Annotated in this window: 17 protein-coding genes and 1 pseudogene; 10 read left to right on the top strand and 8 right to left on the bottom strand. The window is 58.9% G+C overall.

Annotated elements, in window-relative coordinates:
• The first annotated feature begins 11 nt into the window (after positions 1-11).
• Positions 12-740 carry a proteasome-type protease gene (locus AC2CGI_RS13865; protein WP_076740857.1) on the top strand — a complete coding sequence of 243 codons (729 nt, stop codon included), beginning with the start codon at positions 12-14 and terminating at the stop codon, positions 738-740.
• A 29-nt stretch (positions 741-769) separates the two neighbouring features.
• Here AC2CGI_RS13865 and AC2CGI_RS13860 read toward each other — a convergent pair whose 3' ends face one another.
• Positions 770-3,160 carry a beta-N-acetylhexosaminidase gene (locus AC2CGI_RS13860; protein WP_076740856.1) on the bottom strand — a complete coding sequence of 797 codons (2,391 nt, stop codon included), beginning with the start codon at positions 3,158-3,160 and terminating at the stop codon, positions 770-772.
• 143 nt (positions 3,161-3,303) lie between these two features.
• A complete protein-coding gene (mgtA, locus tag AC2CGI_RS13855; protein ID WP_076740855.1) occupies positions 3,304-6,012 on the bottom strand; it encodes a magnesium-translocating P-type ATPase in 2,709 nt (902 codons plus the stop codon).
• A 424-nt stretch (positions 6,013-6,436) separates the two neighbouring features.
• On the opposite strand from mgtA, the gene treR reads away from it, so the two are divergent.
• From treR to treC, 3 genes are all read left to right on the top strand, one after another.
• Complete coding sequence (treR, locus tag AC2CGI_RS13850; RefSeq protein ID WP_015376450.1) at positions 6,437-7,384, top strand: trehalose operon repressor TreR; 948 nt, start codon at positions 6,437-6,439, stop codon at positions 7,382-7,384.
• Positions 7,385-7,521: 137 nt separating this feature from the next.
• Positions 7,522-8,937, top strand: a complete 1,416-nt coding sequence (treB, locus tag AC2CGI_RS13845) for a PTS trehalose transporter subunit IIBC (protein ID WP_021504219.1) — start codon at positions 7,522-7,524, stop codon at positions 8,935-8,937.
• A gap of 197 nt (positions 8,938-9,134) precedes the next feature.
• Positions 9,135-10,799, top strand: a complete 1,665-nt coding sequence (treC, locus tag AC2CGI_RS13840) for an alpha,alpha-phosphotrehalase (protein ID WP_076740854.1) — start codon at positions 9,135-9,137, stop codon at positions 10,797-10,799.
• A gap of 28 nt (positions 10,800-10,827) precedes the next feature.
• Here the strand turns inward: treC and AC2CGI_RS13835 are convergent, their stop codons facing one another.
• On the bottom strand, positions 10,828-11,352 hold the full coding sequence (locus tag AC2CGI_RS13835; RefSeq protein WP_076740853.1) for an NAD(P)H-dependent oxidoreductase: 525 nt from the start codon (positions 11,350-11,352) through the stop codon (positions 10,828-10,830).
• Between the two features lie 105 nt (positions 11,353-11,457).
• On the opposite strand from AC2CGI_RS13835, the gene AC2CGI_RS13830 reads away from it, so the two are divergent.
• From AC2CGI_RS13830 to nrdG, 3 genes are all read left to right on the top strand, one after another.
• Positions 11,458-12,372, top strand: a complete 915-nt coding sequence (locus AC2CGI_RS13830; protein WP_076740852.1) for a LysR family transcriptional regulator — start codon at positions 11,458-11,460, stop codon at positions 12,370-12,372.
• Positions 12,373-12,616: 244 nt separating this feature from the next.
• Entirely contained in the window at positions 12,617-14,755 is a 2,139-nt protein-coding gene (nrdD, locus tag AC2CGI_RS13825; RefSeq protein ID WP_076740851.1) for an anaerobic ribonucleoside-triphosphate reductase, read from the top strand.
• Positions 14,756-14,923: 168 nt separating this feature from the next.
• The gene (nrdG, locus tag AC2CGI_RS13820) at positions 14,924-15,388 is read left to right on the top strand and encodes an anaerobic ribonucleoside-triphosphate reductase-activating protein (protein WP_076740850.1); all 465 of its coding nucleotides are present in this window, start codon (positions 14,924-14,926) and stop codon (positions 15,386-15,388) included.
• 197 nt (positions 15,389-15,585) lie between these two features.
• On the opposite strand, the gene AC2CGI_RS13815 is transcribed toward nrdG, so the two are convergent.
• Positions 15,586-18,198 (bottom strand): AAA family ATPase, encoded by a 2,613-nt coding sequence (locus AC2CGI_RS13815; protein WP_242517231.1) that lies wholly within the window; start codon positions 18,196-18,198, stop codon positions 15,586-15,588.
• Positions 18,199-18,457: 259 nt separating this feature from the next.
• On the opposite strand from AC2CGI_RS13815, the gene AC2CGI_RS13810 reads away from it, so the two are divergent.
• Positions 18,458-19,036, top strand: coding sequence for a hypothetical protein (locus tag AC2CGI_RS13810; RefSeq protein WP_076740848.1), 579 nt, complete (start codon positions 18,458-18,460; stop codon positions 19,034-19,036).
• A gap of 467 nt (positions 19,037-19,503) precedes the next feature.
• On the opposite strand, the gene AC2CGI_RS13805 is transcribed toward AC2CGI_RS13810, so the two are convergent.
• The 4 genes and pseudogenes from AC2CGI_RS13805 to AC2CGI_RS13790 all read right to left on the bottom strand — a co-directional run bounded on the left by AC2CGI_RS13805 (position 19,504) and on the right by AC2CGI_RS13790 (position 21,937).
• Positions 19,504-20,085 carry a poly-gamma-glutamate hydrolase family protein gene (locus tag AC2CGI_RS13805; protein ID WP_076740956.1) on the bottom strand — a complete coding sequence of 194 codons (582 nt, stop codon included), beginning with the start codon at positions 20,083-20,085 and terminating at the stop codon, positions 19,504-19,506.
• A 255-nt stretch (positions 20,086-20,340) separates the two neighbouring features.
• Positions 20,341-20,580, bottom strand: a pseudogene (locus AC2CGI_RS13800) (type II toxin-antitoxin system PemK/MazF family toxin); the annotation flags it as partial.
• Positions 20,581-20,655: 75 nt separating this feature from the next.
• Complete coding sequence (locus AC2CGI_RS13795) at positions 20,656-20,847, bottom strand: hypothetical protein (protein ID WP_242517232.1); 192 nt, start codon at positions 20,845-20,847, stop codon at positions 20,656-20,658.
• Between the two features lie 34 nt (positions 20,848-20,881).
• Positions 20,882-21,937 (bottom strand): permease, encoded by a 1,056-nt coding sequence (locus AC2CGI_RS13790; protein WP_076740846.1) that lies wholly within the window; start codon positions 21,935-21,937, stop codon positions 20,882-20,884.
• A 227-nt stretch (positions 21,938-22,164) separates the two neighbouring features.
• On the opposite strand from AC2CGI_RS13790, the gene phnF reads away from it, so the two are divergent.
• Together phnF and phnG are read left to right on the top strand one after the other, a co-directional pair.
• Positions 22,165-22,893: a phosphonate metabolism transcriptional regulator PhnF gene (gene phnF / locus AC2CGI_RS13785; protein WP_076740845.1), complete on the top strand. Its 729-nt coding sequence runs from the start codon at positions 22,165-22,167 to the stop codon at positions 22,891-22,893.
• Positions 22,894-23,337 carry a phosphonate C-P lyase system protein PhnG gene (phnG, locus tag AC2CGI_RS13780; RefSeq protein WP_016929298.1) on the top strand — a complete coding sequence of 148 codons (444 nt, stop codon included), beginning with the start codon at positions 22,894-22,896 and terminating at the stop codon, positions 23,335-23,337.

Here is a 23,337-nt window from a genome sequence, read left to right as displayed (position 1 = left end):
GGGATTGTAGTATGACCTACTGTGTGGCCATGCGTTTGTCGTCCGGGCTGGTCTTTGCGTCCGATTCGCGCACCAACGCCGGGGTGGATCATATTTCCACCTTCCGCAAACTGCACGTGTTCCAACAGGACGGCGATCGCACGCTGGTGCTGCAAAGCGCCGGCAACCTGGCGACCACTCAGAGCATCATCAGTTTGCTGTTGCACCGCAGCAAGGACGCCGAACGCCCCAACCTGCTCAACGCTCCCAGCCTCTACGACGCCGCCACGCTGGTGGGGGAAACGGTGCGCGAGGTGATCCAGCGCGACAGTGAGGCGCAGCAAAGCGGCAGCACCACCGATTTCAGCTGCAACCTGCTGCTCGGCGGCCAAATTAGCGGGGAAGAGATGCGGCTGTTCCATATCTACCCGCAAGGCAATTTTATCGAAGCCACCCGCGACACGCCCTATTTTCAGATAGGCGAAAGCAAATACGGCAAACCGATCATCGACCGGGTACTGCACTACGACACGCCGCTGGAACAAGCGATGCAATGCGCGCTGATTTCACTGGATTCGACCCTGCGCAGCAACCTGTCCGTCGGGCTGCCGCTCGACGTGATGATCTACCCGCGCGACAGCTTCAGCCATACCCGGCAATACCGCATTACCGAAGACCATCCGTACTTCAGCGCCATCCGCAAGGGTTGGGGCGAAGGGCTGGTCAGCATTTTCACCCAGTTGCCGCCGCTGCAGCTGTAGGGATCCGGGCTCACACGAGCCCGTCCGCCTCATTGCGGCTGCAACCCCCGCAGCAACGCCTCCAGCGGGTACACCGCGGCAATCACCACTTCGTCGCGCGTCTGCGCCGCCGCATCCAGCTGGCGCTGCGCTTGTTCGGCCTCGGTTCGGCTCAGCGGTTTGTCCTGCTGATACCGCTCCAGCAGCGTTAAGCCCAATGCGGCCAGGGCATCGACGTCCTGCGCCACCGGCGCCAGCTCCCGCAGCGTGCGGTTGCCCGCGATCGCCGTCTGCAGCGCAGCGCCGTTCGCCTGCCAGCGCTGCAACCGTTCGCGCAGCGCCTGCGCCGCCGCCTTATCGCGCTTATCCTTCAGCAAAGCCCCGACCTGGGCATGCATGGCGCGCACCGCGCCACTCTCCGGCGGCAGCGCATCGGCAAAGCGATTCAGCGGTTCGAACTGATGATAGTTGCCGGCCTGGAACTTCAGGTGCTGGCGGGTGTAATACTGCGCCGGCTCCACCGCCTCGGCCAGGATCTGCAGCGGCAGGATCTGCACGCTGTTGCTCAGGCGGGTGAATTCGCGCGCCGTTTCCGCGTGCTGCTGCAGGCCGACCGACACCACCGACCAGGCGTCGATCGCCGCCAGCCGCCGGTACATGTTGCTTTCATCGGTGACGTCCTGCGCCGACCACAGCCGCTCCGCCACCGCGAAGGCGCGCGGCCACAGCTTGAGATCGAGCAGCGGCGCGCGCACGTTTTCCGCCCACAGCGCCGCTTCGCCGCCGAGAATGTTGGCCTGCCCCTTCTCGTCCGGCACCACCGGCATCTTGCCCGCCGGCGCCGCCGCCAGCTTGTCGCCGCTGGTGGGGTAACGCACGTTGCCGACCAGCGTATAGCCGCTGAGCTTGTCCTGTTGCAGCGTAAACACCGGCCGTGTGTCGCCCATCCAGGTATCGACGCGGAACGTCACCTGCTGCGGCGTGCGCCAGACGATGTCGTGCACCGCGCGGCGTGACTTGCCGTTGAAATCGATAAAGCCACGCCAGCCCTGCTTGCCCTCGATCAGCGTGAAGCTGCCTTCCACCGCGCTGCCCTTCAGGCGCGGCATGCTGAAGCGCCAGCTTTGCGCCTGCTCGCCGGGCTGCACCGCCGTCTCGACCCCCAGCGGCTGCGGCAGAATTTCATTGCGGTAGTGATAGGCGGTGCTTTGCGGCTGATCGAGGTAGAAACCGGTGGAGAGAATGCCCTGATAGCCATCCTGCGCGCTGGCGCCCAGCGAGTCTTGCCCCTGCCAGGATTGAATGACGATCGAACGCGGCAGCGACGGATGATAGATCTCGTCCCAGCCGACCATCTGCCGCTGGTGCTTCTCGAGGACTTTTTCCAGCTTCTGGTTGAAGTAGGCCTGCAGCGCATGGGTATCCGCCAGCCCGTTCTGCTGCATAAACGCCTGTATCGACGGCGACGCCCGCCACTGGCTGGCGTCCACTTCGTCACCGCCGATGTGCAGGTAGGGATCGGGGAAGATCTCTGCCAATTCACCGACGATCGTGTCGACAAACTGATAAACCTCGTCGCGGGTCGGATCGAGCGTCGGCTTATGCACGCCCCACTCGCGCTCCATGCGATACGGCCCCGGCGCGCTCATCAGCTCGGGATAGGCCACCGCGATGCTGGAGGCGTGCCCCGGCATGTCTATCTCCGGCACCACGCGAATGCCGCGCGCCGTGGCGTAAGCCACCACCTGCTGCATTTGCTCGCGGGTGTAAAACAGGCCGTCGCTGGCCTGCTGCTGCAATTTGGGGTAATGCTCGGAGGCGAAGCGCCAGCCCTGATCGTCGGTCAGGTGCCAGTGGAATACGTTGAGCTTGGCCGCCGCCATGCCGTCAAGCTGGCGCAGAATGTCCGGCAGCGGCAGGAAATGGCGCGCCGAATCCAGCAGCACGCCGCGCCACGGAAAACGCGGCACGTCGCGAATATCCACCAGCGGCAGGAAAGTGTTTTGCCCATCGGTCTGCAGCAGTTGCAGCAGGGTCTCCATGCCGCGCAGCGCGCCGAAGCGGGTGTTGGCGGTCAGCGTGGCACCCTGCGGCGTGACCACCAGCCGGTAGCTTTCGTCGCTGCCCGGCAGTGGCTGCGCCGCCACCCGATCCTTGATCACCACCTTGATCGCCGCGCCGTTTGCTTCTTCCCTCGGCGCCAGCGTCCAGCCGGTCTGCAGTTCGATGCGCTGGCGCCAGCGCGGCAGCGCGTCGCCCAAATCATCGCCCTGGAGGCTTAACGACAGCCGGTGATCCAAAATCAGTTTGCCCGCCGGTTGCGTCACTTCAACCTGCTGCGGCCAGGGCATCAGCGGAAAATCACCCGCCGGCTGCGCCAGCGCGCCGCAAGAAAACCATAACGATGAAGCCAGTAGCGTATAACGGAAAGGTCTGTGCATCGGAAATTCCTCAGAGGAAAAAAATCAATAAAAACAGCCAACGCTGTAGATAAAGACTCAGCACAGAACAGATGTCCAACCGTTGCGGTGAAAAAGCGGACGGGATCACAGTTGCCCCCTCCCGGCCGGAGGGGGCGAACGGGTTATTGCCAGCCGTAGCGGCGCACGAACCAGCCTTTCACGCACTGGGTCAGCACCATGTAACCGGCGAGGATCAGCACCAGCCACGGGAAGTAGGCGAGCGGCAGCGCCTGCAGCTGCAGGAAGCCGGCCAGCGGCGAGAACACCAGGCCGATGCCGGTGGCGATCACCGCCAGCGTCATGATGCACAGCGGCCAGGACGGTCGGCTCTGGATAAATGGAATTTTGCGCGTGCGGATCATGTGCACGATCAGCGTTTGCGACAGCAGCCCTTCCACGAACCAGCCGGACTGGAACAGCGTCTGCATTTCCGGCGTGTTAGCCTTGAATACCCACCACATCAGGCTGAAGGTCAGCACGTCGAAGATCGAACTGATCGGCCCAAAGAACACCATAAACCGCCCCAGATCGGCGGAGTTCCAGCGCTGCGGCTGGGTGATCTGATCGTCGTCGACGTTATCGAACGGGATGGCGATCTGCGAGATGTCGTACATCAGGTTCTGAATCAACAGGTGCAGCGGCAGCATTGGCAGGAACGGCAGGAAGGCGCTGGCGATCAGCACGCTGAACACGTTACCGAAGTTGGAGCTGGCGGTCATCTTGATGTATTTCAGCATGTTGGCGAAGGTGCGGCGCCCTTCGATCACCCCCTGCTCCAGCACCATCAGGCTTTTTTCCAGCAGGATGATGTCCGCCGCTTCCTTGGCGATGTCCACCGCCGAATCGACGGAGATGCCGATGTCGGCCGCGCGCAGCGCCGGCGCATCGTTGATGCCGTCGCCCATAAAGCCCACCACGTGCCCCTGGCGGCGCAGCAGTTTGACGATGCGCTCCTTGTGCAGCGGCGTCAGCTTGGCGAACACCGTGGTGCGCGCCGCCGCCTGCGCCAGCTGCTCGTCGTCCATCTGCTCGATCTCGCTGCCGCGCAGCAGATGATCGGCCTCCAGCCCGACGTCACGGCACACTTTGGCCGCCACCAGCTCGTTGTCGCCGGTGAGGATCTTCACCGTGACGCCGTTCTGTTTCAGCGCCGCCAGCGCCGGTGCGGTGCTTTCCTTCGGCGGATCGAGGAAAGCGACGTAGCCTTCGAGGATCAGATCCGATTCATCCGCCACGCCGTATTCATGGGTTTGCGCCGGCAGGATCTTGTTGGCCACTGCTACCACCCGCAGCCCCTGCTGGTTGAGATCGTCGGTGATGCGGCGAATGCGCGCCAGCAACGCCTCGCTGAGCGGGATCACCTCGTCTTCGTGGCGCACGTGGCTGCAAATCGCCAGCATCTCTTCCAGCGCGCCCTTGCACACCAGCTCGTGATACTCGTTGTCTTTGGCCACCACCACCGACATGCGGCGGCGCACGAAGTCGAACGGGATCTCATCCACCTTGCGGTAGTTTTGCAGCGCCTCCGGCTGCCGATTCTGCTCCGCGCAGCTCAGCACCGCCACGTCGAGCAGGTTTTTCAGCCCGGTCTGGTAGAAGCTGTTCAGCCAGGCGTAGCGCAACACCCGCTCACTGCCGGCGCCGAACGCATCGGTGTGGCGCTCCAGCACGATCTTGTCCTGGGTCAGGGTGCCGGTCTTGTCGGTGCACAGAATGTCCATGGCGCCGAAGTTCTGGATGGCGTCCAGCCGTTTGACGATCACCTTCTGGCGCGACAGTTTCACCGCCCCTTTGGCCAGCGTCGAGGTGACGATCATCGGCAGCATTTCCGGCGTCAGCCCGACCGCCACCGACAGCGCGAACAGCGCCGCTTCCCACCAATCGCCCTTGGTGTAGCCGTTGATCAGCAGCACGATCGGCGTCATCACCAGCATAAAGCGGATCAGCAGCCAGCTGACCTTGCTGATGCCGCTCTGGAAGGCGTTCGGCTGTTCATCCTGGCTGGTGACGCGCTGCGCCAGCTGGCCGAAATAGGTGCTGCCGCCGGTGCCGATCACCATCGCCAGCGCGGTGCCGCTGACCACGTTGGTGCCCATGAAGCACAGGTTCCGGCAGTCGAGCGGATCGGCCGCCGGCGACTGCGGCGCGGCGGATTTTTCCACCGGCAGCGATTCGCCGGTCAGCGCCGCCTGGCTGATGAACAGATCCTTGGCCGACAGCACGCGCAGATCCGCCGGGATCATGTCGCCGGCCGCCAGCTTGATGATATCGCCCGGCACCAGCTGCGCGATCGGCAGCTCCACATGCTCGCTCCTGCCGGTGAGCGCATCGCTGCGGATCACCGTGGCGGTGTTGCTCACCATCGCTTTTAGCGCATCGGCCGCCCGGTTGGAGCGCGCCTCCTGGATGAAGTTCAGCAGCGTGGAGATCAGCACCATCAGCGCGATCACCAAGGCGCCGGTGAGATCTTCGGTGGCGTAAGAGATCATGCCGAGCGCGGTCAGCAGCAGGTTGAATGGGTTGCGGTAGCAGTGCCAGAGGTGTTGCCACCAGGCCTCTTTTTGCTGATCGTCGATGACGTTCTCGCCGCAACGCCGGCGCACCTGTTCCGCCTCATGGGCGGTGATACCTTCCGGGTGGCTGTGGAAACGCTCAAACAGCTGCATCGTCTCTGCGGCGGCGCATTCCAGCCGCTGCTGCGCCAGGCCGGCCGGCATATCGCGCGCAGCGCCGCCGACGCTGTCCAGCAGGCTGTCGCGGCGCACCAAACGGCGCGGAAGGCCGCGGGCGAACAGGCCCAGCAGCTGACGGGGGAGTTTTTTCAGTTTCATGATTCGCACCTCGTCGCCCGGTGCCTCACGGCAGCGGGTAAACGGGGATCGTCATCGGCCGGGCGAATGGCGGATGCGCCAAAAAGCCTCTGCCAACGCAGATCCTTATTCTTTTTTTCAGCAGCAGGAGCGAACGACGAAGCGCGCGCTACCGGTTACCGTGATGTACTTCACCGGTAAAACAGCAGCGCCAGGCGGAGAGGTTTTACCGGAGAACCGAGTGAGTGTCTAAAGCAGTCGGGTCGGGGTCCATATGGGGTATAACCTCCGGTAAAGGGAAAAACAGAGCGGCAGGAGCGGCCGTTCAGCGCAGTGCAACAATCCCGTTTTGCATCAAGATCCGCGTGGGAAAATGAGCTATGCTGACGGGCATTGTTTTACAGGCCATTATGTTACGCCTGTCCACCTCAACGAAAAGTAAACCATGCAAAACCGGCTGACCATCAAGGACATCGCGCGCCTGAGCGGCGTAGGCAAATCCACCGTCTCACGCGTGTTGAACAATGAAGGCAGCGTGAGCCCGCAAACCCGCGAACGGGTGGAAGCGGTGATCCGTCAGCAAGGGTTTACCCCCTCCAAGTCGGCGCGCGCCATGCGCGGCCAAAGCGACAAAGTGGTGGGCATCATCGTTTCCCGTCTCGATTCGCCGTCGGAGAACCAGGCGGTGCGCACCATGCTGCCGCTGCTGTACCAACAGGGCTTCGACCCGATCGTGATGGAGAGCCAGTTCGAAACCCGCCTGGTGCAGGAGCACCTGCACGTACTGCGCCAGCGCAACGTCGACGGGGTGATCCTGTTCGGCTTCACCGGCCTGACCGCGGCGATGCTCAAACCGTGGCAGGAAAAAATGGTGGTGATGGTGCGCGAATACGACGGCTTCTCGTCCGTCTGCTACGACGACGCCGGCGCGGTGAACCTGCTGATGGATCGTCTGTACCGGCAGGGGCATCGGCATATCGGCTATCTGGGGGTGCAGCTCAGCGACGCCACCACCGGCCAGCGCCGCTACCAGGCCTATCTCGACGCCTGTGAACGCCTCACGCTCACGCCGCGCGCCACGCTGGGCGAGCTGAGTTACCAGAGCGGTTTCCAGCACGCCGCCGAAGTGATCGATGCGCACACCAGCGCGCTGATCTGCGCCTCCGACAGCATCGCCCTCGGCGCGATCAAGTACCTGCAGCAGCAGCCGGCGCGCGCCATTCAGGTGTGCGCCATCGGCAACACCCCGCTGCTCAGCTTCCTGTTCCCCGACACCCTGTCGGTGGAGTTCGGCTACGGCAGCGCCGGCCTGCTGGCGGCGCAGCAGCTGCTGGCGCAGCTCAGCGGCGAACAGGGGATCCGCCGCCTGGTGGTGCCCAGCAAACTTTCCTGACTCCCTGATTAGAAGTTGACCATTTTTTGTCATTTTGTGATCCTCGCCCCAAACCGGGAACGTTCCCATTTCATTCAAAAAGCCGAGTGGCTAAGCTTTGATCATTACTCAGTCAACACCTCTGCAGGTATCCCATAATGAGCAAAGTAAAACAGCAGGATATTGATCGCCTGATTGTTTTGGTCGGCGGCCGCGAGAACATCGCCACCGTCAGCCATTGCATTACCCGGCTGCGTTTCGTCCTCAATGACCCCAGTAAGGCCAGCCCAAAGGAAATCGAAGAGCTGCCGATGGTCAAAGGCTGCTTCACCAACGCCGGGCAGTTCCAGGTGGTGATCGGCACCGACGTCGGCGACTACTATCAGGCGCTGATCGCCAGCACCGGCGTCAACGAGGCCGACAAGGAACAGGCCAAGGTGGCGGCGCGCCAGAACATGACCTGGACCGAGCGCACCATCTCCCACTTCGCCGAGATCTTCTTCCCGCTGCTGCCGGCGCTGATCAGCGGCGGTCTGATCCTCGGCTTCCGCAACGTGATCGGCGACATCCCGATGTCCGACGGCCAAACGCTGGCGCAGATGCACCCGGCGTGGAAAACCGTTTACGACTTCCTGTGGCTGCTCGGTGAAGCGATCTTCATGTTCCTGCCGGTGGCCATCTGTTGGTCGACGGTGAAAAAAATGGGCGGCACCCCGGTGCTCGGCATCGTACTGGGCGTCACCCTGGTGTCGCCGCAGCTGATGAACTCCTACCTGCTCGGCCAGCAAACGCCAGAAGTGTGGAACTTCGGCTGGTTCGTGATCCAGAAAGTGGGTTATCAGGCGCAGGTGATCCCGTCAATCCTGGCGGGGATGGCGCTGGGCTGGATCGAGACCCGGCTGAAAAAGATCGTTCCCGACTATCTCTATCTGGTGGTGGTGCCGGTGGTCTCGCTGCTGCTGGCGGTGTTCCTGGCGCACGCGCTGATCGGGCCGTTCGGCCGCATGATCGGCGACGGCGTCGCCTGGGCGGTGAAATCGGTGATGACCGGCAGCTTCGCGCCGGTGGGCGCCGCGCTGTTCGGCTTCCTGTATGCGCCGCTGGTGATCACCGGTGTACACCAGACCACGCTGGCTATCGACATGCAGATGATCCAGAGCATGGGCGGCACCCCGGTATGGCCGCTGATTGCGCTGTCCAACATCGCGCAGGCCTCGGCGGTGCTCGGCATCATCATCATCAGCCGCAAGGCCAACGAGCGTGAAATCTCGGTGCCGGCGGCGATCTCCGCCTACCTCGGCGTGACCGAACCGGCGATGTACGGCATCAACCTCAAATACCGCTTCCCGATGCTGTGCGCGATGATCGGCTCCGCGATCGCCGGCCTTATCTGCGGGCTGGACGGCGTGATGGCCAACGGCATCGGCGTCGGCGGTCTGCCGGGCATTCTGTCTATCAAGCCGCAGTTCTGGCTGATTTACTCGCTGGCGATTCTGGTGGCGATCGTCATCCCGCTGGTGCTGACCATCATGGTCTACAAACGCAAAGCCGCCCGCGGCGAGCTGCCGGTTTGATTCACGCAAAATACGCAACATGAATGTAGGGGCTGGAAATACCCTATAGCTTTCGAGCTGCAGCTAGGCGGCAAGGGTGCAAATCCCCAGGAGCTTACTCAAGTAAGTGACTGGGGTGCAGCGCCAGCAGCCAACAACGCTGCAGTTTGAAAGATGAAGGGTACGGGCCCGTTGTCACGATTCAAAGGTATACAGCTATGAGCAACCCAACCCCCTGGTGGCAGAACGGCGTCATCTACCAAATTTATCCGAAGAGTTTTCAGGACAGCACCGGCAACGGCTACGGCGATTTGGCCGGCGTGACGCGGCGGCTGGACTATCTGCAGGAGCTGGGCGTCGACGCCATCTGGCTGACGCCGGTCTACGTGTCGCCACAGGTGGACAATGGCTATGACGTGGCGGACTACTGCGCCATCGATCCGGCTTACGGCACGATGGCGGACTTCGAGCAGCTGGTCGCCGCCGCCCACCAGCGCGGTATTCGCATCGTGATGGACATGGTGTTCAACCACACTTCGACCGAGCACCCGTGGTTCAAGGCCGCACAGGATCGCCACAGCCCGTATCGTCAGTTCTACGTCTGGCGCGACGGCGAAGGCGATACGCCGCCGAACAACTGGCGTTCCAAGTTCGGCGGCAACGCCTGGCAGTGGCACGCCGACAGCGGCCAGTACTACCTGCACCTGTTCGCCGCCGAGCAGGCGGATCTCAACTGGGAACACCCGCCGGTACGCGAAGAGCTGAAGAAAGTGTGCCAGTTCTGGGCGGACAAAGGCGTCGACGGCCTGCGCCTCGACGTGATCAACCTGGTGTCCAAACAGCAGGATTTCCCGTCCGACAGCCAGGGCGACGGCCGCCGCTTCTACACCGACGGCCCGCGCATCCACGAGTTCCTGCAGGAGATGAGCCGCGACGTGTTCCAGCCGCGCGGCCTGATGACGGTGGGCGAGATGTCCTCCACCACGCTCGAGCATTGCCAGCAATACGCGGCGCAGAGCGGCGAAGAGCTGTCGATGACCTTCAACTTCCACCACCTGAAGGTGGACTACGCCGGCGGCGAAAAATGGACGCGGGCGGCGCCGGATTACGTGGAGCTGAAGCAGATCTTCCGCCACTGGCAGCAAGGAATGCATAACCGCGCCTGGAACGCGCTGTTCTGGTGCAACCACGATCAGCCGCGCATCGTGTCGCGCTTCGGCGATGAAGGCGCACTGCGGCTGCCGGCCGCCAAAATGCTGGCGATGGTGCTGCACGGCATGCAGGGCACGCCTTATATCTACCAGGGTGAAGAGATTGGCATGACCAACCCCGGCTTCCGCGCCATTGAACAGTATCGCGACGTGGAAAGCCTGAACATGTACGCTGAACTGCGCGCTCAGGGCCGCAGCGACGCCGAACTGCTGGCGATCCTGGCCGACAAATCGCGCGACAACGGCCGTACGCCGATGCAGTGGAGCGCCGCGCCGCACGCCGGTTTCACCACCGGCACGCCGTGGATCGGCTGTGCCGAGAACTACCCGCAGATCAACGCCGAAGCGGCGCTGGCCGACCTCGACTCGGTGTTTTACGCCTACCGCCAGCTGATCACCCTGCGCAAGCAGTACCCGCTGCTGACCCACGGCGACTATCAGGATCTGGCGCCGGAACACCCGGCGCTGTGGTGCTATCAGCGCAGCTGGAACGGCCAGCGCCTGCTGGTGGCGGCCAACCTGGGCCGCGAGCCGCAGGCCTGGACGGCGGCGGGCGTGGAGCCTTCCGCCCAGTGGCGCCCGCTGATGAGCAACTACAGCGACTCGGCAGACCAGCCTCAGGCGCTGACGCTGCGGCCGTTCGAAGCGGTGTGGTGGCTGCTCGAAGACTAACCCTGCAGGGCGCGGCGAGCGCTGCGCCCTACCATTTCTCCAGCAACGCCACCACCCCGGCGGCCTCTTGCGCCAGGCGTTCATCGCTCATGTCGAACACACCCTGCACCAGATGCGGCGGCAGATAATCCATGCCGGTCAGGTTGGCCATGGCATGGAACGGCAGCAGCAGATCCTGCACCGGATAACGGTTGTACCCTTCCGCCGTATAGGCCTGCGCGTTGCCGCCAGTGCTCACCACCAGCTGCAGCGGCTTGCCGTGCAGTTGGGTGCCTTCGCTGCCGTAGGCGAAACCGTAGGTTAATACCGCATCCTGCCATTCGCTGAGGATCGCCGGCGAGCTGTACCAGAAAAACGGGAACAGCATCACCACCGCATCATGGCTCTGCAGCAGTTCCTGCTCGCGCGCCACGTCGATGCGGTAATCCGGATAAGCGCGGATCAGTTCGTGAACGGTCACGTTGGGCAACGGACGCAGCGCCGCGATCAGCGCTTTGTTGATGCGCGACTCGTCGGGAGTGCGGTGGGCGGTTAACACTAAAATGCGCGACATAACGATTCCTCGGTCATAAGAAGATGAGGGCATTTTTCCATTTCCGCCGCTTCGGGTGTAGGCTGTTAAAGGTCACTTCAATTTCAACCAAAAGTATCAACCACTATGTCGCTGCCCTTTGACGTGCACCGCCTGCTGCCGGCCTTCCTCGCCGCCGCGCAGGCGCAAAATTTCTCCGCCGCCGCTCGCCAGCTGGGCGTGACGCCGGCGGCGGTCAGCAAAAACATCCGCGCGCTGGAAGAGAAGCTAGCGCTGCGGCTGTTTCAGCGCAACACCCACAACGTGCTGCTGACCGACGAGGGCAAAGCGCTGCTGGCGCAGGTGGCGCCGCTGTGGCAGGCGTTGGCGGCCACGCTGGAAAGCGCCGGCGGCGAACGGCAGGCGCCGGCCGGCGTGGTGCGCGTCAGCATGATCCCCGGCTTCGGCCGCCAGATGCTGATGCCGTTGATCCCGCAATTTCTGGCGCGCTATCCGCAGATCGATCTCGATCTGTCGCTGGACGCCCGGGTGGTGAACCTGGTGGGCGAAGGCTTCGACGTCGGCATCGGCAGCCGGGTCGATCCCGACAGCCGGCTGGTGGCCCGCCCGCTCTACCCGATGCACATGGTGCTGGCGGCCTCGCCGGACTATCTGGCACGGTGCGGTGAACCGCAAACGCCGCACGATCTGCTGCGCCACGACTGCCTGCTGCACCGTAACCCGGGCAACGGCCGCCACGTCAAATGGCAGCTGCGCCATCAGGGCGAAACGCTGGCGCTGGATCTGAACGGCCGGCTGGTGGTGAGCCGGCCGGAAATGTTGCTGGATGCGGCGCTGGCCGGGCTCGGCATCGTCAACCTGGCGCGCTGGTACGTTGAAAAGCACTTCGAGCAAGGCACGCTGCGGCCGGTGCTGGCGCAATGCTGGCCGCGCCCGGTGCAGCTGTGGCTCTATTACGCCTCGGCGGATCTGCCGCCGCGGGTACGCGTCTGGGTCGACTTTCTGCTGGAACATTTTCGCGATCGGCCAACGGGCGATTGACGTCTGTTCAGCTTACGCACGCTCTTCCGTTTTCCTTGTTCTACATCAAAAGAATCGCGCCAATATCTATATATAGTGCATTAGGAATTACGAACACCTATATATAGTAGTTATCCACAAAATCATCCACACGTCGCCACAGCCCTTGCGCGCTGCGGCTTTGCCCTGTGGATAAGCGAAATTTGACGGTTGCTCGCCGCGTCAGGCGGGTATGAACGCTCCCTCGGGGAACAAGGAGTACAACGTGAAACCAGTAGTGATTAAGCGGGACGGTTGCCAGGTACCTTTTGACGAAGCGCGCATTGCGCAGGCCATCGAGCGCGCCGCGCTGGCGGTGGGCGTGGTCGACGCCGACTACTGCGCCACCGTCGCCCGCGTGGTCGCTCAGCGCATGGAGCAACAGCCGCGCGTCGATATCCACGAGATCCAGCAGGCGGTGGAAAACCAGCTGATGGCCGGCGAGTACAAACAGCTGGCGCGCGCCTATATCGAATACCGCCACGATCGCGACGTGGCGCGCGAGCTGCGCGGCCGCCTGAACCAGGAAATTCGCGGCCTGGTCGAGCAAAGCAACCGCGCGCTGCTGAATGAGAACGCCAACAAGGACAGCAAGGTGATCCCCACCCAGCGCGACCTGCTGGCGGGCATCGTCGCCAAACACTACGCCAAGCAGCACATCCTGCCGCGCGACGTGGTGCTGGCCCATGAACGCGGCGAAATTCACTACCACGATCTCGACTACTCGCCGTTCTTCCCGATGTTCAACTGCATGCTGATCGATCTGAAAGGCATGCTGACCAACGGCTTCAAGATGGGCAACGCCGAGATTGAGCCGCCGAAGTCGATCTCTACCGCCACCGCCGTGACCGCGCAGATCATCGCTCAGGTCGCCAGCCATATTTATGGCGGCACCACCATCAACCGCATCGATGAAATTCTGGCGCCGTTCGTCGACGAGAGCTTCCGCAAACACCTGCAGGTGGCGGAAGAATGGCAGATCCCGGACGCCAAAGGCTATGCCATGGCGCGCACCGAGAAAGAGTGTTACGACGCCTTCCAATCGCTGGAGTACGAGGTCAACACCCTGCACACCGCCAATGGCCAGACGCCGTTCGTCACCTTCGGCTTCGGCCTTGGCACCAGCTGGGAGTCGCGCCTGATCCAGCGCTCAATCCTGAAAAACCGCATCGCCGGGCTGGGCAAAAACCGCAAGACCGCCGTGTTCCCCAAACTGGTGTTCGCCATCCGCGACGGCCTCAACCACCAGTACGGCGATCCGAACTACGACATCAAGCAGCTGGCGCTGGAGTGCGCCAGCAAGCGCATGTACCCGGACATCCTCAACTACGATCAGGTGGTGAAGGTCACCGGCTCGTTCAAAACGCCGATGGGCTGCCGCAGCTTCCTCGGCACCTACGAGCAGGACGGCGAGCTGGTGCACGACGGCCGCAACAACATCGGCGTCATCAGTCTCAACCTGCCGCGCATCGCGCTGGAGGCGATGGGCGATGAGTCGCGCTTCTGGGCGCTGCTGGATCAGCGTCTGCAGCTGGCGAAAAAGGCCCTGATGACGCGCATCGCCCGGCTGGAAGGCATCAAGGCGCGGGTGGCGCCAATCTTGTACATGGAAGGCGCCTGCGGCGTGCGGCTCAAGGCCGACGACAACATCGCCGATATCTTCAAGAACGGCCGCGCTTCAATTTCGCTGGGCTATATCGGCCTGCACGAGACCATCAACGCGCTGTTCGGCGGCGAAAACCACGTGTATGACGACGAGGCGCTGCGCGCCAAAGCGGTGGCGATCGTCGCACGGCTGCGCGCCGCCGTCGACGCCTGGAAAGACGAGACCGGCTACGGCTTCAGCCTCTACAGCACGCCGAGCGAAAACCTGTGCGATCGCTTCTGCCGGCTGGACACCGCCGATTTCGGCGTGGTGCCGGGCGTCACCGACAAGGGCTATTACACCAACAGCTTCCACCTCGACGTGGAGAAGAAGGTCAATCCGTACGACAAGCTGGACTTCGAAGCGCCCTACCCGCCGTTGGCCAGCGGCGGCTTCATCTGCTACGGCGAGTACCCGAACCTGCAGCACAACCTGAAGGCGCTGGAAGACGTGTGGGACTACAGCTACAGCCGGGTGCCTTACTACGGCACCAACACGCCGATCGACGAGTGCTACGAATGCGGCTTCACCGGTGAATTCTCCTGCACCAGCAAAGGCTTCATCTGCCCGAAATGCGGCAACCACGACTCGGCCAAGGTCTCGGTCACCCGCCGGGTGTGCGGCTATCTCGGCAGCCCCGATGCCCGGCCGTTCAACGCCGGCAAGCAGGAAGAGGTGAAACGCCGGGTGAAACACCTCGGTAATGGGCAGCTCGGCTGAAAAACGCCGTGCAACCTAGGCAGAAGCCTGTTCATCAGGCGTGATTGTCGCCGCCAGTTTGCCTTCGGCCAGCGCGCACCAACCGCAGCGTACACACAGTACGTGAGGATTGGCAGCACTGCCCGGAGGCAAAATGGCCAGTAAAATAGCCTGATGGGCAGACCTCACATGAATTATCACCAGTATTACCCAATCGACGTGGTCAACGGCCCCGGCACCCGCTGCACGCTGTTTGTCGCCGGCTGCGTGCACCAGTGCCCCGGCTGCTACAACAAAAGCACCTGGCGGCTCAACTCCGGCCAGCCGTTTACCCCGGCGTTGGAAGACCGCATCATCGCCGATCTGAACGATACGCGCGTGCCGCGCCAGGGGCTGTCGCTCTCCGGCGGCGATCCGCTGCACCCGGCCAACGTGCCGAGCATCTTGCAACTGGTGAAACGGGTGCGCGCCGAGTGCCCCGGCAAGGATATCTGGCTGTGGACCGGCTACCGGCTGGCGGAACTGGACGCACACCAAATGCAGGTAGTGGACAGGATCAACGTGCTGATCGACGGCAAGTTCGTGCAAGATTTGAAAGACCCGGCGCTGATTTGGCGCGGCAGCAGCAACCAGGTGGTGCATAGGTTGCGTTGAGTTGATAGCTCGTGTCTCGACGTGCGTTAATACAAAGTCGGCATGATACGGCTACGGCACAGAGCTAAACCTGATAGGCGGCTTTGTGCCAGAAGCGGACCTAACGTGGTTTTAAAAGCCTCCTTCATGAAGTGGCCAACTTTTATCGACCACTTCATCTCTGTAGAACTAAATCACACGGGAATTTAGTACTAATCTTATCCCACGGCCTGATCGAGCGCCTCGATTGCACCTATCATGGCTTCTACAGTTGCCCTGTCAAATTCTGCCCTGTCGTTTTCATCATGCGTACCTTTATTGAGGTATCGCCATTCACGTGATTCTCCGCTAAAGCCGGTCAAAACCTCGATGGGAGAAAACACGGCATTTTTATTTGGGTCATTAAAATCGGCACGACCAATTTGTTTTTTCAATTGATCTGAGAGATTACGCAGCTCAATAGGTGCAGTTGCTGACCTCAGTTTAAGACTGAGGTTACCGTCACCGTGTTTGTTTACATAACGCCAGACTTTCCCCTTCATCAGCGATTCAAGTGACTGCCTGCATTTAGTCAGCGCCTCCCTGATTTCATTACGTCCATAATGACTTCTCGCTGAAAGAATATAGTTCCTAGGGGCACAGTTAAAATCCACTCGGATATGCAATTCGTCAAGACGTGGTAAAAAACTGAAAGTTCTGGATTGTGCAGCCACTGGCGCTGGCAATAAATTCTGTATGTCTTTGAAGAACTCTTCTCCGTGGCAGGCTAGGATGATTTGCTTATCTGCAAAGAAGGCGTCTTCAAACAGTGTTCTTCGAATAGATTCTCTGTGATCGTCATCGATAGCATTGACCGGATCATCAAATATCAAAAGTGGGCATTGCTCACTGATGTTTTTTGCCAACAAAATAGCCAACCCTATGCAGCGAACATGCCCCTCACTGAGCACATGTAAAGCATCAAAATATTGCGCTGGATTGTTCTGAAATGCCACCTCCAGCCTCTGATTCTGCATCAGGGGGAGATTGATACCAGCGAGCTTTTCTCCTGGAGGGTCATTACGGTTGAATGCATTGTACAAAGTAACAATGCTGTCTCCGAGATTCGCAACCAACTGCTGAGGCAAACCATCTTTATAGGCGTTCAACTGCAATACGAACCGGGCATAGGCTCCTGAGATTTCTCTATTCTTTCTTACAACGGATTCCTCAAATACAACCTCTTCAATAAGCTGCCTGTTTTCCGTATCAAAGTTACCAATCAACAACTCAGCCGCTGCGATGGCCCTTTCTGTCGTACTTCTTCTTGTCTGTAATATTGTTATCTGGCGTTCTGACTCACGCAGCCCCACAAGATCACGCTGCCGGGATTCCCGCAATTTAGCAGTTGCTTCTGTTTTTTTATCTTCTTCTTCCAACTGCAACACCTGTTTCTCCAGAAGAGACCAGGGAGTGACACCATTGCCTGCTGGTTGATGCAGATCACGCCACAAAGCGATGCCATTGTCTACTCGGAACCTTTCGAGAACATTTTCATGAGGAAGAAACTGGCAACAGGTGCCGACAACTTGTGAGACGCGGTACATCTGCTGGCTGAATGATTGTTCCAACTGAGCTATTTCACCCTGCAAGGCTGACAAAAACTCAAGCTTCAGCAATTCTTCACTGGCATGACTGTAGGGGTTTTTCGTAGCTTGCTGGAGTGGGGTATGGCATGCAGGGCACTGTTCTGGGCTGGAGCTCTGTAACTGGACGACTGCTTCGAATAAACTTTTGAACGAAACCTGCAGGCTCGCCTCTGCCAGTTGCTTCTGTTTGCCATACAGATCCGCCAATACAGTTTCAACAGAGCCACTTAAGTCCTTCAACATCGCACAGGTCAGGTGACTCTTGTTCGGAAGAGGTTTCTGTAACTCTGCCTCAAGCTGCCGGATGGTCCCGATATTTTGCTCATCCCCTTTTAATTCAATCATCATCTGCTGAAAAGAAAGGCCCTCGCGGTAGCCAGAAGCCAGCGTCTGTTCCTCAGAAACCAGTCCTTCAAGATCCGTCTTACCCGCTTCCAGTTGTTGGATGGCCCCCTCAAGTGTACGGCGTTTTTCTGCCAGTTGAGCGGCTTTTACGCCTATCAGATCGATGTATCTGCCATCAATCTCCGCAGTGAAATTTCGGACAAAATCATTGAATACATCCAGCCCAAATAACGTTGAAATTAGTTCGGTCTGCCTTGCCGGGGCTAGTGCCGCAATTCTTGAAAAGTTGTCGATGCGGTTTTTTTCAACAAAGCAAAAGCGATGCAGTGCTTCGTTATTCTCAATTTCCACATCATGCCCTTGAGCTCCAACGCCAGTAATCACAGGCGCAGAAAACTGATTGACGTATGCATTTTTAAAATAGTCGGTTTGATTACGAAAGCGTTTACTTTCAGCCTCAGCAACGCTACCCAATAATGTATATTCAAGTGCTTCGCAGAAACTGGACTTCCCGGTACCATTAGGCCCATAAATCAGCACCAAACGCGAATCCAGATCAAATTCCTCTTGTCTAGCAAATCCTCTGAACGGTCCAACGGACAGCCTTTTTAGCCGACTGAACGTGGGGACACGTTCGGAGTTCTGCTCAAGCAGTGGCAGGACTTCCGGACTGAGGGTATCCCATGAAGACTGAGCCAGATCGACGATGCGACGAATCCGCTGGCCCTGCGCGGTACCTAACGGGATAATACTATCCATATTATCCCACACTAGGTTCGCCATTTTTCTAACATCGCCGGGTACATCTGCTGCGTCTAAAGTTTGGAAAAAGCGCAAAAACTCGTTGCTGAGCATCATGAATCCTTTTTGACTTGTCGTTTTCTCTCGTTGTAAGGCAATGATAGAAGATACACTTTCAACTTATGTATTCATGTGATCTGCGAATCAAATATCCGCAGTTCCGCTCTCATGTTGAACAAACCCGGATCAAGGCAGTGTGAGTCACCACGATTTTGATAGCCATGTTAATTTGTTAAACAAAATTACTGGTTAAACTCTCAGGTGTATGGTATGAGTAAAATCTCGGTGGATGGGGCGTTAGAATGCAAGGAAATGTATGGCCACTAGTTACATTAGTGAACACAGTGCTGAATACTATTTAGTACCAGCGCTCAAAAACATTTTACAGGAACAATATAGCCATATCGCCCCAGTGTTTCCGTGGATATCTCGAGAGTTTAGCAATATCTCAAAATATCTTCATAAAGAGGACCGGTTTCATGTGCTGGTAATGTTTCCGCGCAGGCCAAAAATAAATTTCCCTGATGATTGTGAAGTATATATCACCATTAATGAAGAACTAGATACTTTTAATAAAGTAGGGAAAGAAAAAGGGGTTCCAGTGATAGCTGGTTGCCCTAGGGCTGTAAATATCTGGGACTTATCAAATTGTAATAATTACGCATGGGTGAATCTTAGCAAAATTAATTATTATGAGTATTTAAACCCAGTAAGTAGTTTGAAAAAAAATGGATTTTTGCTAGAGAAAGAGGACATTCTATCTCTTGTGAGAAATAGTGCTATTTTTAATTTAGAGACTTTTGAAGATTTTTTTCGATATGCAAAAGAAACTCAACATTACAGGATGTATGGAAGTCAATATAAGCCTGTATACTTTCTGATTAAGACACACTAACACAAAAGCGTTACCATTTTCAGCAGTCCATTAACTCAGCGTTAATGTCCACTCCTCGCTCAGAGCGAACGCTCTGATTCTTTTGTACACTGTCCGCGCAAACTGTCAATTCGAGTCCGAGCGAATACACTTAAAGACTATCTCTCTCAATCTATTTTCGGGACATGGAGTTCCCACAGCAGCCTCAATAGATTGGCTATTGAGGCTGAGGAACTTCGTACATCACCGCAAGCTTAGTGAGATCGATCACGCCAAGATAGCCATAGCCTGTGTTGGCATGCTGGAGATGGTTGAATCGTGTCCGCACTGGCACCCGAAAGCTATGGATTTTTTGGCAACTCACAGACGAACGAAGGTTTGCCGACAGCCCTATAGCGATTGCTCACAATCCACAGCAGGGTTTCAGTACATGGTAAGATGGAGAGACTCTAATCGATTTCTTATCCAGGCGAGGCGGAAATTACAAATTATTGACCACATTGAAGTAATGCGGATCTTATTGCAAGACCGAAACGCTTCATTTCAGATATATCAGAAATCATCTTATTTCTAAGTCCACGAGATATTTCTAGCTGAACTCCTTGTTTCGAAAATCCACGATTACAGATATTGTCCTTATCTAAACCTTGAAGCGAACGGTCAGCTTGCCGTTCTGCAAAATATCCGGCTTTAATGAGAGACTCAATTACTACCTGGCAGAGATCTCTTGCTAAACCACCAACATTGACGAATAATCCTTCACCCGACTGCCCATGGAAAGTTACAACAAAGCGGGCGGATTCAGCTATAGCTAAACCTTGTGGTTCATCAAATCGCGAACTAGTAATGTGAAGATCAGAATTATTATTTAGCTTAGCTCCTTCAAATAGATAGTAGGTAAGATCATCTCCAGCAATATATCTACAAATTTCTGATGTGCCAGGTTCAATTTTTCCAGCGTGAGGAGCAATCAAAGCTATCGATGAGCCATTTTGTCGAAGCTCAATTCGATACGCCCTTCTGGACTCCGATGATGAAAGTTGTTGAAAATTCATATACTTGTCTGCCACGATATAGCGTCTCCTAAATAAATGCCATTGCCGCTGTCTAAGCCCCTGAATGACCATGAAACTACCTGAACTTTACACCCACCACTAGCAAAATGAAAAAAACAACGCAAAGAAAAACCATTCACAACTAAAATATACACATCATCGTTAAAAATAGATATATTACACCATCAAATCAGAGCTTACTCTTCAAATACTGGTGGAAGTACTACATATTTAGTATAAAGAAGTACCGGAAAGTGAGAAATAATAAACTCACAGTCGGAATACCCTTTCAAAGCCCCAACTCAGTCTGGCCAACACTTCATTCATAATAGCCGCAGGTATTTTTTCTAGATGCTTGCCGTTCCGGACTTCCATATCAATAGTTCTGGGCTGGTCACGGCGAATAACGCCCGTTGTTTTAGTGCCCGCATCATCAGTGAAACTGGTAAAACCAGCGGCACGAGCAAAGTTTCCGTCACTGGTGACAGGAACAACAATGGATTGAGATGTCGGCTCTTCGCTCAAAGCCAACCAACAGCGACCTTAGACACTGTAAGTCCAGCTGTGAGCTAGCACAGCTCAACATCATCCTCGATAACGTTCCCGAATTTTCGCTTTGAATATAGCCATTCGTTTTTCTGCCTCTGAATGGCTTATATAAACCGCGGTGCCGTTTCTTAAACGTTCAAGGGTGGCATCCACCCTTTCACGCAGCGCCTGCTCCTGCAACATCACCTCTATGTCCATTTCAGGTTTATTCCGCTGTTCCATTTCCATCTCCTCCTTGAGACAGCATCGGGTCACGAATCCGTTACACCAATCCCATCCCCACCACGCCGGTCAGTACGCCGCACAGCGCCACCAGCGCCGCCGTCAGGCACAGCGCCCGGGCGGAGAAGGCCTTGTTGAGCATCAGCAGCGAAGGCAGGCTGACCGCTGGCAGGGTCATCAACAGCGCCAGCGCCGGGCCGGCGCCCATGCCCGCCAGCATCATGGTCTGCACGATCGGGATTTCTGCTGCGGTGGGGATAACGAACAGGCAGCCGACGATCGCCAGCGCGATGATCCACAGCAGGCTATTGTCGACGGCGCCGTCAGCGTGCGGGAACAGCCAGACCCGCGCCGCGCCTAGCGCCAGCACCGCCAATACGTAGATCGGGATGGTCGACCAAAACAGCGCCCACAGCGCTTTGCCCCAGCGGGCGAGGAACGGCTGCTCGTCGCTCTGCGCCGTCATCAGCGGCGGCTGCGGCGCGGCGGGCTGCGGGTCGTTGGCGGTCACGCGCTGCACCAGCCAGGCGATGCCCAGCACCATCACCACGCCCGCCACCAGGCGGATGGCGGCGAACGGCCAACCGAGCACAAACCCCATAAACACCAGCGTCGCCGGGTTCAATACCGGGTTGGCGAGCCAAAAGGCCAGCGCGGCACCGCTGGACACCGACTGGCGGCGCATGCCGGCGGCGACCGGCGCGGCGCAGCAGGTGCACATCATGCCCGGCAGCGCGATCAGCGCCCCCAGCACGGTGCCGGAAAAACGCCGGTGGCCGAGCGTGCGCGCCAGCCAATCGCGCGGGATCAGCACCTGCACCAGCGAACCTAATAGCACCCCGAGCAGCGCCGCCTTCCACACCGCGGTGAAGTAGACCAGCGCGTACTGCCAGGCCGCCAGCCAGGGGCTCGTGGCGCCGTCGGCCAGGATCGATTTGCCGATCGAGTGGCTGTCCGCCGCCACGAACGCCTTGCCGTAGTAAGGCTGCCATTTGACGTAGTAGAGGCCGACGGCCACCACCAGCAGAAACAGGATCGGTTTCCACAGCGGCCAGGCGCGTGGGGCGTGTTCAGGGGCGTTCAGAGGTTGCGGCATGGTAGCGGCCAGAGTCAGTCAACAGTGGCGCCAGCATAGCGCGCCGCCGCCGCTCGTGCACGCCTGGGCTGTCCTAAATAGTTCATCTGTTCGCCACCGAGGCGTAACGCGATTGTCATCTGCGCCCGTCACCATGATGCCAACGTGAAAACCACAGGGTAGACGCCCGATGAAACGCACCGCTTCCGCCTTCATCGCACCGCCATCGGCATGACGAGGTTTTTATTATGATGGAGTTATCTAGACATCCGACCACTTACCCCACCCGCTATCAGCAGATCGCCGCGCAGCTGGAACAGGAGCTGCGCACGCAGTACCGCTGTGGCGACTACCTGCCTTCAGAACAGCAGCTGGCCGAGCGTTATCAGGTCAATCGCCACACCCTGCGCCGCGCGGTGGATCAGCTGGTGGAGCGCGGCTGGCTGCAGCGCCGCCACGGCGTCGGCATTCTGGTGCTGATGCGGCCTTATGACTACCCGCTGCACTCCAACACCCGCTTCAGTCAGAACCTGTTCGAGCAGGGCAGCCACCCCACCAGTGAGCGCTTACTCGCTGTATTACGCCCGTGCAATGGGCATATCGCCAGCGCACTCTCGCGTGAAGAAGGCGAAATGGTGATCCACCTGCGCACCCTGCGCCGGGTCAACGGCGTGCCGATGAGCGTCATCGACCACTATCTGCCCGATCTGGACTGGTGGCCGGCGCTGCAGCAGTTCCACAGCGGTTCGCTGCACCAGTTTATCGAACAGCACCTCCGGCAGCCGCTGACCCGCCGCCAGACGCGCATCAGCGCGCGCCGCGCGCAGGCCAAAGAGAGCCGGCTGCTGGAGATCGCCACCCACGCGCCGCTGCTGTGCGTGCGCACCCTTAACGTCCGCAGCGGCGGCGAAGACGTGGCGGAATACTCCGTCAGCCTGGCCCGCGCCGACATGATTGAACTGACGATGGAGCACTGAATGCACGCCTTAGAGTCGAGACAACGCTGGATGTCGGTGCTGGCGCACAGCCGGCCCGAGCAGCTGCGCAGCCACTGGCAGGCGCTGAACCTCAGCCCGGGTTACCGCAGCATCCGCGCGCCGGAGATCGGCCTGGCCCAGCTGCAGGGGCGCATGGGCGCCACCGGCCGCCGCTTCGTGCTGGGGGACATGACCGTCACCCGCGCGGTGGTGCAGCTGGACAACGGCGGCTACGGCTACAGCTATATCGCCGGGCGCGACAAGGCGCACGCCGAGCTGTGCGCGCTGGCCGATGCGCTGCTGCAACAGCCGGAACACGGCGAACGCCTGCAACAACAGCTGATCGCGCCGCTGGCCGCGCTGCAGCACGAACAGCGCCAGCTGCGCGCCCGGGCGATCGCCGCCAGCCGGGTGGACTTCTTTACGCTGGTGCGAGGGGATTAA

It is taken from the genome of Serratia sp. LSHTC3 (genome assembly GCF_057197125.1).
This window is presented reverse-complemented; position numbering and strand designations above follow the sequence as displayed.